The sequence below is a fragment of the Bdellovibrio sp. ZFWA1 genome, assembly GCF_056175665.1.
The window spans coordinates 1,760,519-1,773,106 of the sequence record NZ_JBJKJH010000001.1 but is presented as its reverse complement, the minus strand read 5'-3'; the positions used below and the strand labels follow the sequence as shown (position 1 = coordinate 1,773,106).

Sequence of the window (12,588 nt, the reverse complement as noted above, 5' to 3'; positions counted from 1 at the left end):
ATGCAAAATTTTGATGTAGTCGTTATTGGCGCAGGTCCCGGTGGATATGTAGCAGCTATTCGTTCCGCACAACTGGGATTTAAAACCGCTATTATAGAGCGTGAATACATGGGTGGTGTCTGCCTGAACGTTGGATGTATTCCATCAAAAGCGATGATCACTGCAACTCACCTTTTACACAAGGCTCAACACAACTTCAAAGAGATGGGCTTAAATATTAAAGGTGGCATCGATGTGGACATGAAACAGTTGGTTTCATGGAAACAATCTGTTTCGGATAAAATGGCCGGCGGAGTGAAGCAATTACTTAAAGGCAACGGCGTCACTATATTGATGGGTGAAGCAGAGTTTAAAAACTCTAAAGAGCTATCAGTCAAATCATCGGCGGGCACGGAAGTTGTGACTGCAAAGCACTTCATAGTTGCAACAGGCTCACGCCCAATCGAAATTCCTGGCTTTAAATTTGATGAAAAAGATATCTGCTCGTCAACTGGAGCTTTGGCTTTTGATTCAATCCCTAAACGTGTCGTAACGATTGGTGGTGGCTATATCGGTCTTGAGATCTCTTCTTATCTTCGCAAGCTAGGAACAGAAGTCACTGTGGTTGAAGCTCAAACATCACTGCTTGCTGGGGTTGTAGATCCTGATTGTGCTGCGGTCGTTGCTAAAAAAGCTGAGAAGTCTGGGATTAAAGTTCTTTACGGAGCTAAAGCTAAAGGCCAAAAGAAAGTCAAAGACGGCTACGAAGTGACTGTCGAGATTAACGGCAAAGACGAAGTCATTAAGACTGATAAAATCCTTGTGACAGTAGGCCGCCGTCCTAACGGCGATCAAATGAACTTAAAAGCAGCTGGTATCGCGGTCGATGAGCGTGGTTTTATTAAAGTCGATGCCCAGCGCAGAACTAACGTAAGCAACATTTTTGCAATTGGCGACATCTGTGGACAACCAATGTTGGCCCACAAAGCTTCCCACGAAGGAGTTCTAGTTGCTGAAGTAATTAAAGGCATTAATCGCGTTTACGATGCGAAAATGGTTCCCGCAGTTGTCTTTACAGATCCAGAAATTGCAGCAGCTGGCATGACGGAAGCCGAAGCCAAAGCAAAGGGATTCAATGATCTATTGATTGCTAAATTCCCTTTTGCAGCCAATGGCCGTGCGGTGAGCATGATGGAAACCGATGGCTTTGTAAAAATGATTGCCGACAAGAAAACGCATATTTTGTTAGGCGTTCATATCGTAGGACCTGAAGCCTCTAACTTAATTTCGGAAGCGGCTCTGGCTATCGAGATGGGAGCTCGTCTAGAAGACCTAGCTCTCACCATTCACCCTCACCCAACCTTGGGCGAGACAATGATGGAAGCGGCTGAGGCAACTCTTGGACACGCAATTCATATTATTCAAAAGCCACTTCATAAGTAACATCATAAAGCCCACCCCACGGTGGGCTTTTTTATTAAGGATCTTTAATGGCACCCGAACTTGCTCTGGTCTACGTAACTGGATGGCTTCCCAGCACTGCAATTTCGATATTGCACTACCGAAGTTACTTAAAGAAACAAAACTCAAAAAAGTACCAGACTCTGCAGCGCAATCTAAATAAAGTTGGACTCTTTTGGGCGGATTATGCGGGCGAGATCAAGTCTCTAGACCAGGCCAGTATCGCTGAAGACCACCTCAACTTCAAAAAAGGCCTTTTAATTACCTCTTATTTTTTAATCGCTCTAAGCTGGCCCGGCTTTCTTTTCCATCTTATTTTATATTTTTCATTGCGAGTATGGGCCCGTCCACGCCTAGAGCAAAATCTTATTGAATCTGATCTCGCATCCAAAGACTTAACTGAGAATGAAATTCAAATTAATATCCGGCACGCCCAAGACTCGATCTAGATTTTAAAATTTCAAACTGGACTCGTAGGATAAATGCTTTCTGACGAAAGTATTTATATGAAAAGATTTTTACTCATCTCATTTTGCATTTCAATTTTGATCGCCTCTGGCTGCACCCAAAACCCCTCGGGAACCGTTGATTTGAGCAGCACCGCCGGGGATCCTAAATTTTCAGATTTGACGAAGGCTGAGTTTACCGGACACGATACCTCGCGAGAAAACGTGTTTACTCAGATAGAACTAAATGCTGATGGCTCCTTTATTTACAAAGAGCTTTTCTTTGACCTCAACGGAGCTGGAGAAAAATGCACTCTCAGCGGTCAATGGTCCAAAACATCTGACCATAACTTAAAACTTGATTACAGCCAGCTTAATGGCGTCGCAAATACTGGAACTTTAACCTGGGACCTTTATCAACTTGAGGACTCTCATGTTAAATTCAAAATTGATTCATCCCTTAGCCCCAAAGACCTTGTCCGAGAAAGTTTGCTTTCAGATCGTCTTTTAGAGGAGGTCCCATCAGAGAGTGGATTGACAACTAGCAATCACTGCCTGCACAACTAAGAACGAGAGCTTATTTTAGCTCTCCTTTTAATTTTGCAATTTTCTCTTCCATTTTTTTCATATAGTACTGAATAGCTTCGGCACTCATTTTGTCCATGGATGCCTCATTGGAACTATTTCTAGAAACAATATATTTCGCCTCGGTATTAACCACAGACATATCATCTGCAATCGAATCCAATTCTTTCAATAGCTCTAAAAGTTTTTGCTTTTTTAAAGCTTCGGTCTCTGCACGTTCTTTTTCAAATTTCTGAATGGCCGTCAAAAATTGTACGGACTCTTCCAGCCCTTTTCTTCCTGTTTCGAACGTCTCCCAGAAAAACTCAGGCAGTAATGATTTTTTCTCCAACGACTTTTCCATCACGCTTTTGGCTCTGGATATGTTCTCAATCATGGTTTCAATTTTCAATTTGCCCCCTGACATCATTCTAGAAGGCTGCCAGCGTTATTGACAACTTTTTATATTGAAATGAATTCGCGAGACATGACATAAATCTCATATGCCCACTAATGAACTTACTTTTGAAAATTGGGGTCTGATAGACTATTCCTCAGCTCTTCAAAAACAAATAGAACTGAACACTGAAGTCTTCACAAAAGAGCTTCCAGGCTATTTAATCTTTTGCTCGCACCCTCCTGTGGTCACAAAAGGACGCGGCACCCAAGCCGGTGATATTTTTGATTGGGATGGCGAAACCGTCGAAGTTGGACGGGGCGGCCGTGCTACTTACCATGGCCCCTCACAATTAGTGATCTATCCAATTGTAAATCTTAATTTCGACCGAAAACTATATCCCAAAAAAGATGTCATAGGATTCCTTCGCGCCTTTGAAAACTTAATTTTAAAATCACTAAAGACAGTTTCGATAGATGCCATTGGTAAATCAGTAAAACGAAATGATCTAGAGTCAACCGCAAAGGAAGAAACAGGCATCTGGTATAATGAAAAAAAGATCGCTTCTTTGGGCTTAGGTGTAAAAAATTGGGTTAGCTATCACGGGGCAGCGATCAATCTTTACAAAGATGATTTGGCCTTTAAAGGAATCAATCCTTGCGGTTTCTCGGCCTCGACAATGCAGAGTCTTGAAGCCATTTTAGAAGATAAGCAAAAAATTGAATCCTTTTGCAATGATCTTAAAATAGAACTTCAAAACAACCTATAAAAAAGCCCTCGCTATTGCTAGCCAGGGCTTTAGAGTCATAAATTCATTTTCTAAATTACTTTACAGCAGGTGCCATCATAATCACGGCGTCGCCTTTAACGACTGTTTCGCCGGTCTGCTTAGTGACATTTGTTTCCACCGAGCAGATCCCTTTTTCTTTACGAAGCGCGACCACCTTAATGTGAATCGTCACTGTATCGTCAATGAAAACTGGATTTACGAATTTAATATTTTGCCCCAGATAAATTCCGCCAGACCCCAAAGACTCATTCAAAGAACGAGAAATCAATGCGCCAACGATCATACCATGAGCAATTCTTCTGCCGAATTTGGTAGTTTTAGCATACTCGTCATCTAGGTGAATGGGATTATGATCTCCTGACAACTCAGCAAACATACGAACCATCTTATCCGTGATTTGAACTGAAATGTCTTTTTGAAATCCAATATCCACATGCTCGTGACCAGTCATAAAACTACCTCCTTGTTGGCCTAAAGAATATTCGCCGCCAATTCTGCAAGCTCTGAACGTTCACCTTTAGTTAGTGTCACGTGAGCTGCAATCTTATGCCCTTTGAATCTTTCAACCGCATAAGTCAAACCCGAGTTCGCAGAATCTACGTAGGGATTGTCGATCTGGTAAACGTCACCAGTTAATACGACTTTTGTTCCCATTCCGGCTCTGGTAACAATTGTCTTAATCTCATGCGGAGTCAAGTTTTGCGCTTCATCTACGATTAAGTATTGCTTAGGAATGCTGCGTCCACGGATATAAGTTAGCGGTTCGATATTCAACATACCTTGATTTATCAGCTCTTGAGCGCGTCCAGCGGCCTTCTTATCGGAACCCATTAAAAATTCCACGTTATCAAAGATCGGCTGCATCCAAGGATTTAGTTTCTGCTCGATGTCACCAGGTAGGTAACCAATGTCGCGGCCCATTGGAAAAATAGGGCGTGACACTAGAAGTCTTTGGAATTGCCCAAGGTCCAATGTTTTATGTAAACCGGCAGCGATTGCCATCAAAGTTTTACCGGTACCCGCTTTACCAACCAAAGATACAAAAAGGATTTCATCGTTCAATAAACAATCTAAAGCAAAAGCTTGCTCGACGTTTCTTGCATGAATTCCCCAAATCGAATCAATCGGATTAACCAAGGGAACGATCGCTCCGGCTTGCAAACTGTAACGACCAATCGCTGAATGGTTCGGATTTGTAACATCCTTCATGATCACGTACTGATTCGCATACAATTTCACCTCAGTCGCATGACGCTTGTCTTTGTAAAAAGCATCGATCTGCTGAGGAGTCACTTCAAGCTCTAAATATCCTTCGTAAAGATCGTCTTGATTTAAATCCGAAGTCTCGTAGTCTTTCGCAAAAATACCATAGACATCAGCTTTGATACGAAGATTGATGTCTTTAGAAATCAGTTCTACTTTTGTTCTTGGGTGCTGCTTTTGTAGTGCTAATGCTGTAGCTAAAATACGATTGTCTGCCTTATGTTGATCTAGCTCGCCCGGAACTCCAGAAAGCATGAGATCTGTATTGATGTAAACGATCGTTTCACTGTTATCTAACTGCACACCTTGGGATAAGGAACCCTTAGCTCGCAAAACATCCACAAAACGCGAAAATTGACGAGCATTTCGCCCGTTCTCGCCTTGATCACGCTTAAACTTATCGATCTCTTCAATAACTGAAATTGGGATATGCACATCAGCTTCACCAAATCGAAGAATCGCTTGTGCATCAAAGAGGATGACGTTCGTATCAATAACAATTTTTCTGCGCTTAGTAGATTTACTCAATGAGCCCTCCCTGGATTCACTTAGAGGTTAACATCAACCTCTAAGAAAATTTGAACCCATAGCAAGACTAAAGTCCACGAAAAACCCGTGGACTTTGCGCATGAAAATTTAAGATTTTAAGAAATGTTTGAAACCTGAATGTCTCCATCATCCTTTTTAAGGCTGACGTTGACCGTTTCGATGAACTTCACAAAGTGATGGAGAGCTTGTTCATTCAGAGCGCCCTTAAGGAAACCCGCACCATGACGAACCACGCCTTCTTCTTCGATAAAACGCGCGTTATTAATCGTCACTGTGAATGGAAAATAGGTCGTATGATTCAGATAGACTCTCATTGCGACCTCATCGCCATGATTAAAACGACCTTCCGTCGCTTCAATATCAAAGGCAACCCCGTTATCAGATATATCGTACAATGCGACCTTCAAAAGACCTTTTTCTGGCAAAATTACGAAAGCTCCAACAAACTCTGTCAGTATCGTCCGCTTCACCTGCCGGCGGTCACGATTCAGGGCAGCCTCGCGAGCCTCGGTAAGATCCAATACTTTTTCACTAACAACATCAAACTGTTTTGGTTTTTTGCTGTTATTCCGAGATTTTAGCCGCGAATTGATGTCTATTAACTTACCCATATTAACCCCCAACGCCACCCCCAAAGTGACGCATATACTCTTTATCGGCGGAATTTGTTTCAACTTTAGCCGGAAGCCTTTACCTCCTGGTCCAGATTGTCTTATCCTGAGACCTATGAAGGCCTGGAAGTTCATTTGCCTCAGTTTAGCCGCACACTTAAGTCTTATGTTACTCATGAGGCTGGCTCCTGAATTTTCTGGCGCGACCAATGTCACAGAGATCGAAATTTTACCCTCGACACCGCTAAATCCACTCTTAGAAAAAAAACAGAAAACGGTAGTTCGTTCGGCCGCGATTCCTGAATCTTTAAAAATTAACGAACCGCAGGTAAAAACAGACTTAACCTCCGAACAAGATATTCGCGTGAAAAAAGAAACTCGAGCGGCGTTATCTGGAATTACTCACAATAGCGTCGATGACCGTCCCAGCCTAGGCCTTCCACCTCAGGCCAGCCCTAAAACAGCGCGAGAGCAAGCTAAGAAAGACTCAACAGAGGAAGGTTCGTTCGCGGAAAAAAATATTCAGAATGAACTTAAAGAGTGGCAAAACCTAAGCGGTGGCGGCCCCTCCACTTTTGGGGAGGCCCTTAATAAAGACACTCCTCTGGGCAGCATTACGGCCCTGAATACGGACCGCAATACTTTCTACAGCTTTTATGCGCGTGTCGAAGATCTGACTCGTTACCGCTGGGATATTCGTGTGCAAAAAACTGTAGCCAATCTCACTCCGGAAGCTATTGAAGTTTTGAACCAACGTCGAAGTTGGGTGACTCAGGCCGAATTTTTATTAGATCCCAGCGGCGAATTGAAATCGGTTCTTCTGATGAAAGAGTCTGGAATTCCTGCTTTCGACAATGCGGCCATTCAAGCTTTTAAAGAAGCTAGAATCTTTCCAAATCCCCCGAAAGAAATGGTTCAGGCTGATGGGTATATTCACTTGAAGTATTCGTTTCAAGTTCATTGGGCCCCCCTTCGTCTAGCTCGGCCCCAAAACTAACTTCCATCACTGACCTACTTAAAGAACAAACGCTTTTGTGCCTTTGTCTAGTACATCCGACATAGGCTTCGTGATAAATTAAAGTCATGAAAAAATGGATACTCTTCTTATTTACATTAATCGGTTTTCAATCGTCAGCCCTAGCAGTCATGACCGAGCTAGGACTTAACTATGGTTACAGAACAACCTATTTTTCGGAAAACAACTCTGAAAAAGCAGAGTCCGCATCGGCATCAGTCTCGATGTACTTCTGGGAAACAGTGGCATTAGAGCTTAGCTACACCAACCAAGTCGTGAACCGCGAAGAGAAATTTACGAACGATGCCGAGATTCGTCGTATTTTTCAAACCACAAAATACTACGGCGGTGATTTAATTCTTATCCTTGCTGACAAAAAATCGTTGTTTCAGCCCTACATTAAAGGTGGGCTATCTTATTTCACAAAAGAACTCGAGCTCAAAACTGGAAGCATGACGACTCAAGTGATGCCCAAAGAAGAAGGCAGTGCCCCCAGCTATGGCGTGGGTTTAAAAATTGCGTTCTCGGAGGCGATGTCAGTTAAACTGAGCTACGATACATGGACAACAAATGTAACCAATGTAGACAAGAAAGATACGTTCTTTAAAGCCGGCCTAACTTGGATGCTGTGATGAGTTTAAGTCCGAGGCCTTTATTTGGAATATTTTTAGTAACTTTAGGACTCATTAACTCTGGCTGCCAGCTGACCTATCTTGCCAAAAATGCAAAAGGCCAACTGCAACTTTTGACGAATCAAAAAAATGTTGCAGAAGTCCAAAGTGACGAGCGGTTATCCCCTGAACAAAAACGAAAAATTCTTTTAGCAAAAGAAGCAAAAGAATTTGCCGAAAACATGATGGGACTAAAGCGCACGAAGAACTATACTACGTACATCGATCTTGGACGTCCCTATGTTTCTTACGTTGTTTCGGCGGCAGAAAAGTGGCAATTAAAACAATTTGTATTTAAATACCCGCTGTTCGGCGAAATGCCCTACAAAGGATACTTTGAAGAAAGCGATGCCAAACAAGAAGAGCAAGAACTTAAGACACAGGAGCTTGACACTTATTTACGAGGTGTCGCTGCCTACAGCACTTTGGGTTGGTTGAAGGACCCGATTCTTTCTTCGATGCTTAACTATTCCGACGAAGATCTGGTCAATACCATTATTCATGAAACAGTACATGCAACGATTTACATAAAAAATAATGCAGACTTTAATGAGCGCCTTGCCACATTTTTAGGAAACTACGGCGCCGAACACTTTTACCTAATTAAAGAAGGTCCGCATTCCCAGACCCTACAGAAGATCAAAAACGGCAACGAAGATGACAAGATATTCTCGAAATTTATATCTTCAGAGCTAGATGATCTTAAAAAATGGTATGCAAACATTCCTGATGAAGACAAAACAGAAGACGCGCGCATTGAACGTCTGAACTTGATTAAAGACAATTTCTACACGAAGATTCATCCCAATCTAAAGACAAAAGGCCACTATGGCTTTAATAAAAGCCCCCTAAACAACGCACGTTTATTAGTGATGAAAACGTACCTTGAAAACTTAGATTCATTTGAACTTCTTATGAATAAATGCAAAAGCAGCTATCCTTGCTTTCTAGAAAAAGTTATGTCCCTAGAAAAAAGTCCTGCACCAGAGCAAGATCTGACTAAATTACTTTCAAGTATGTAGAGTCTAAAAATTTGACAATAAATATTTTGTTTTTGAATCCAGACCAGAGTCCTATATAGACCCGACCAGAGACCTCCGACGAGTCCAGTATCGGAGGTCTTATGAAGACAGCAAAGGTTCTATCGATTCTACTTTCAGCCGGTATCCTCAACGCCTGCGCACCTCAAACTCAAGATTTATCATCGCTCACCTGTGCTAGCTCGGAAAACTGTTCGAGTGTTGAACTAGACAATGCTTTAGAAAAATCAGAACACGATGCTGCGGGTGGGACACCTTCAGTTGAAGCCTTAACAATCCAGTGGCAAGAAAGTCAAAGCGTTCAGCCCCTGGCTTTGAAGTCACAGGCTCCTGTTACGATCCCAGACGAGTACAAGCATCTAGACCCAAACAAAATTGTTCCGGCCCGGGCCCTTTCAAAAGCGATCGAGTTTCATGCAAAATACAAAGATCGCTTCAAAAACAAAAATGTTTTAGCTGTGCTTGATTTTACTCAAAAGAACACAAACAAAAGGTTTTATATCATTGATCTAAAAACAGGCGCCGTGGAACCGATCTTAGTGGCCCACGGAAAAAATTCAGATTCGGACTTTGATGGAATTGCGACCAAGTTCTCGAATATCGAAGGATCTTTAATGAGCTCTATCGGCGCCTATATGACAGCCGAAACTTATTCTGGAAATCACGGCTTGTCCCTAAGATTAGATGGCCTGGAATCAACGAACTCGTTAGCTAGACAGCGAGCGATTGTCGTACACTCTGCCGATTACGTAGATCCCAAACGCTCTCCGATCGGCCGTTCTTTTGGATGCCCTGCGATTGAAAATAAACTACGCGACCGCATGATCACTAAGCTTAAAGGTGGCGCACTGATTTACGCTTGGTACAATCAATAAGATTTATTCAATAATAATTTTAGGTGGAGGCAATTTTTTGTCTCCACTTTCTTTTGGGCTTTGTGGCTGGGTAATCAAAGATTTAACCTTGTTTGAAAGATCTAACTTAATTTGTAAATACTGAGCCGCGCGCTTTGTACCCAGTATCTTAACAACGCCATCCAGCTCGTCTTTTCCAAGACCATGAATTTGATCTAAAGTTTTTCGATAGGAACTTAAAAATTCTTTTATTTCTTTTTCAGATTTTAAACTTGAAACATTTTGAACCGACTCGTTCAATTGCGCATTCAATTTAACTTTTCTCGCATTTAAATCTTTAAACTGCGTTGTAAATGCTTTTTCCTCCGAAGGGGACATATTCAGCTCTTCACTGATTTTCCAAATGAAGAGCTCTTCAATTTTGTTTGAATTCGCTGAATATGATCGCAAAGAAAAAAGAATCAATTGCAACGATATTAATATTGAAAGATTTAAAATCCTAAACACATCTGCGCCTTTGCGATTCAAGCGTTGCTTAAACCCCAATGGCAACCGACTTAGTTACCCATAAGAGTTTTCACTTGAGACATGTTCAAATTTTCAAACGATTCGGTCGCCGCGTCCACAAAAAACTGCGATTCCAGCCCGTCTCCGAGGACAGTTTTTGAAAACTCTTCCGGAGAGATCTGCGCCGCCAATGCGATCGCCTTTGACTTAGGATCTAAGTCGGACATCGAAGTCTTTCCTGGCTGAAAAACTCCATATTGATTCATGGTCGCCACAAGGGCAAAACAAGCGGCCATTGTGGCGCCGGTATAAAGCCATCCGCGATAATGCGCACGAAGATATCGTTTGGGTTTGTCCCACATTTTGGGGGCTTCCATTTCAGTCTCGGCGACTTTTTGCATAATTTTATCATGAAGACTATTGAGTAAATCTTCTGAGACTTCAAAATCTTTATCATCCATGTTTTGCAAACTCTTGCGCATTTGCTCAATACGCAAAGAATTCTTCTTATCCATCTCGTTGTCCACTATTCCGCCTCCGCAAATCGGTGAGTGATTTCAGTGAAAAATCCGCCTTCTTCTGCTGACCAGTTTTGAAGTTCTTTGTGACTTTCAAAAGCCTCCTTCAGCTTTAATAAAGCATGACGGTAGTTGGCTTTTGCCGTGTCATAAGGGCATTCCATAATCTCTGCAATTTCTTTAAAGCTAAGATCTTCATACACCCGCAACACCAAAGCTGTTCTTTGCTTGAACGGCAATTTCTCCACTTCCTGGGCAAGAAGATCTGACACCACAGAGCCTACCATCGCGCTTTCCGCAACAGCCCCTACTGCTAAGTGCACATCTTCAATGTCCGTTGTGTTTTGACGAGTCTCGCGAATCTTGTTGCGAGCTGTATTGACTGTGATTTGGTACAACCAGCTTTTAAAGCTTGAACGACCTTCAAATGAATGAAGTTTTTCGTAGCACTTAATAAAGCTCTCTTGCACGACATCCTCAGCCGCATCCATGTCTTTTACAAATCTCAAACTCATGCGCAGCAATCCTTTTTGATGGCGTCGCACTAACTCTGAGAATGACTTCCTGTCACCCGATTTGACTTGCTCCACTAACTCGGTATCGGTTAGTTCAAAATCTCGTCCCCTCATCTGACACTCCCCTGTCGAAATTCGGTTAGTATTTTGAATTTTTTTTTGAGCTGTTATCACCTTTGCTGTCGGCGGCTCATAAAATTCTTGGAAAAACCAAGCCGCCCATGCATTTACTACTTAGCAATACTGATGCCTAAATTTTAGGCCATCTTTGGAGCCGTAATGGCCCTAAATATTTGAATTTTCTTATGATTTACAAAATGCGTTATCCCATCCATAATTTTTTCTTATGGATATTTGCTATTTTTACAAATAATGTCTAATAGAACTTCACACATCCAGTGACCAAGACCGAATGAAGTTTACAGAACCGTCTTCAACCGAATGCTTAGCTCGCGATTGTTACGCGGTTCCTACCTGTTTGTTTTGACTGATATAAAGCTTTATCTGCGCGATCATAAAGCGGCGCCCAATCGTGTTCTTGGGCAGTCTTCTCTGCAACACCGACAGAAATTGTTACTGGTATCTTTTTGCCTTCAAAGGAAAACTCACTTCCTTCGATCGTCTGTCGGATACGCTCCCCGACATCTCCTGCAATCTTTAGCGGAGTCCCGCTTAATACCAAGACAAATTCTTCTCCGCCATAACGGGCAAAAAAGTCATTTGAACGGATAAGTTTAGAAATCACAATTCGACAAAGCTCTTTAAGAACATAGTCGCCACCTGGGTGCCCGTGATTATCATTAATTTTTTTGAAATGATCGATATCAAATGTCACAACGGACAATGGCTCATTCAGCATTTCAGCACGCTTGATCGCCTCTGGGCCTTTTTCAAGTAAAGCACCTTTTGAATAAGCACCCGTTAGTGCATCCTTTTGGGCTTTCTCGTACATCGCCTGAGTCGTAATGGCCTCGATACTTCCTTTTTCAAGGAATTTGAAGATCACATTGCCCGTTTTGATCTGATCATTATTGCGCAAAGCACACGCCGAAAGAGGAGCCAAAACCTGACCGTTAACCACAGTCTTATTCGTTGAGCCTAAATCAATAATAGAGACTTCATTACCAACAACAACAAATTTGGCATGAGATCGACTCAAAGAACTTTCATCAATGTAAACCTGACTATCTACAGAGCGACCAATAACAATATCACTCTGTGTGATCGGAAACTGCTTACCCTGATAACCTGGAGGTCCAATCAAGACTACAATGGCCGGAGGAGCTTCATCGCCTTTTTTGATACCACTCAAGGTCTGAGCAGCAACGATGGTTCTGTCTAAATTTTCATTTTCGTCGTGGTTCGCCATAAAAGAAGTATAGAGTGAACATCCCCAAGGGGACAGTCC

General features: G+C 42.2%; 16 protein-coding genes. 8 read left to right on the top strand and 8 right to left on the bottom strand.

Translation table 11 applies throughout. The annotated features are described in order from the left end of the window. From lpdA to AC04MN_RS08625, 3 genes are read left to right on the top strand one after another with little or no spacing between them, the layout of a single operon-like run. On the top strand, positions 1-1,422 hold the full coding sequence (gene lpdA / locus AC04MN_RS08635) for a dihydrolipoyl dehydrogenase (RefSeq protein ID WP_475382786.1): 1,422 nt from the start codon (positions 1-3) through the stop codon (positions 1,420-1,422). Positions 1,423-1,469: 47 nt separating this feature from the next. Next, positions 1,470-1,889, top strand: a complete 420-nt coding sequence (locus tag AC04MN_RS08630; RefSeq protein ID WP_475382785.1) for a hypothetical protein — start codon at positions 1,470-1,472, stop codon at positions 1,887-1,889. A 57-nt stretch (positions 1,890-1,946) separates the two neighbouring features. Then, positions 1,947-2,453: a hypothetical protein gene (locus AC04MN_RS08625; RefSeq protein WP_475382784.1), complete on the top strand. Its 507-nt coding sequence runs from the start codon at positions 1,947-1,949 to the stop codon at positions 2,451-2,453. A 10-nt stretch (positions 2,454-2,463) separates the two neighbouring features. On the opposite strand, the gene AC04MN_RS08620 is transcribed toward AC04MN_RS08625, so the two are convergent. Further along, a complete protein-coding gene (locus tag AC04MN_RS08620) occupies positions 2,464-2,847 on the bottom strand; it encodes a hypothetical protein (protein ID WP_475382783.1) in 384 nt (127 codons plus the stop codon). Between the two features lie 106 nt (positions 2,848-2,953). Between AC04MN_RS08620 and lipB the strand changes: the two genes are divergently transcribed. Then, positions 2,954-3,616, top strand: coding sequence for a lipoyl(octanoyl) transferase LipB (gene lipB / locus AC04MN_RS08615; RefSeq protein ID WP_475382782.1), 663 nt, complete (start codon positions 2,954-2,956; stop codon positions 3,614-3,616). A gap of 55 nt (positions 3,617-3,671) precedes the next feature. Here lipB and AC04MN_RS08610 read toward each other — a convergent pair whose 3' ends face one another. From AC04MN_RS08610 to AC04MN_RS08600, 3 genes are all read right to left on the bottom strand, one after another. After that, positions 3,672-4,088 (bottom strand): MaoC family dehydratase, encoded by a 417-nt coding sequence (locus AC04MN_RS08610; protein ID WP_475382781.1) that lies wholly within the window; start codon positions 4,086-4,088, stop codon positions 3,672-3,674. A 20-nt stretch (positions 4,089-4,108) separates the two neighbouring features. Further along, positions 4,109-5,428 (bottom strand): PhoH family protein, encoded by a 1,320-nt coding sequence (locus AC04MN_RS08605; RefSeq protein ID WP_475382780.1) that lies wholly within the window; start codon positions 5,426-5,428, stop codon positions 4,109-4,111. A gap of 116 nt (positions 5,429-5,544) precedes the next feature. After that, the gene (locus AC04MN_RS08600) at positions 5,545-6,060 is read right to left on the bottom strand and encodes a PilZ domain-containing protein (protein WP_475382779.1); all 516 of its coding nucleotides are present in this window, start codon (positions 6,058-6,060) and stop codon (positions 5,545-5,547) included. 115 nt (positions 6,061-6,175) lie between these two features. Here AC04MN_RS08600 and AC04MN_RS08595 point away from each other — a divergent pair, with 115 nt between their 5' ends. The 4 genes from AC04MN_RS08595 (at position 6,176) to AC04MN_RS08580 (ending at position 9,661) form a co-directional block, all read left to right on the top strand. Further along, positions 6,176-7,057 (top strand): TonB family protein, encoded by an 882-nt coding sequence (locus tag AC04MN_RS08595; RefSeq protein WP_475382778.1) that lies wholly within the window; start codon positions 6,176-6,178, stop codon positions 7,055-7,057. Positions 7,058-7,143: 86 nt separating this feature from the next. Beyond that, positions 7,144-7,707, top strand: a complete 564-nt coding sequence (locus AC04MN_RS08590) for an outer membrane beta-barrel protein (RefSeq protein WP_475382777.1) — start codon at positions 7,144-7,146, stop codon at positions 7,705-7,707. Next, complete coding sequence (locus AC04MN_RS08585; RefSeq protein ID WP_475382776.1) at positions 7,707-8,768, top strand: aminopeptidase; 1,062 nt, start codon at positions 7,707-7,709, stop codon at positions 8,766-8,768. The genes AC04MN_RS08590 and AC04MN_RS08585 overlap by 1 nt, the downstream gene beginning before the upstream one ends. Before the next feature lie 101 nt (positions 8,769-8,869). After that, positions 8,870-9,661 carry a murein L,D-transpeptidase catalytic domain family protein gene (locus tag AC04MN_RS08580; RefSeq protein ID WP_475382775.1) on the top strand — a complete coding sequence of 264 codons (792 nt, stop codon included), beginning with the start codon at positions 8,870-8,872 and terminating at the stop codon, positions 9,659-9,661. Between the two features lie 3 nt (positions 9,662-9,664). On the opposite strand, the gene AC04MN_RS08575 is transcribed toward AC04MN_RS08580, so the two are convergent. The 4 genes from AC04MN_RS08575 to AC04MN_RS08560 all read right to left on the bottom strand — a co-directional run bounded on the left by AC04MN_RS08575 (position 9,665) and on the right by AC04MN_RS08560 (position 12,549). Beyond that, entirely contained in the window at positions 9,665-10,147 is a 483-nt protein-coding gene (locus AC04MN_RS08575; protein WP_475382774.1) for a hypothetical protein, read from the bottom strand. Positions 10,148-10,197: 50 nt separating this feature from the next. Next, positions 10,198-10,674, bottom strand: a complete 477-nt coding sequence (locus AC04MN_RS08570) for a hypothetical protein (RefSeq protein ID WP_475382773.1) — start codon at positions 10,672-10,674, stop codon at positions 10,198-10,200. After that, positions 10,674-11,294 (bottom strand): RNA polymerase sigma factor, encoded by a 621-nt coding sequence (locus tag AC04MN_RS08565; protein WP_475382772.1) that lies wholly within the window; start codon positions 11,292-11,294, stop codon positions 10,674-10,676. The genes AC04MN_RS08570 and AC04MN_RS08565 overlap by 1 nt, the downstream gene beginning before the upstream one ends. Positions 11,295-11,625: 331 nt before the next feature. Then, positions 11,626-12,549, bottom strand: coding sequence for a diguanylate cyclase (locus AC04MN_RS08560; RefSeq protein ID WP_475382771.1), 924 nt, complete (start codon positions 12,547-12,549; stop codon positions 11,626-11,628). Between the last annotated feature and the right edge of the window lie 39 nt (positions 12,550-12,588).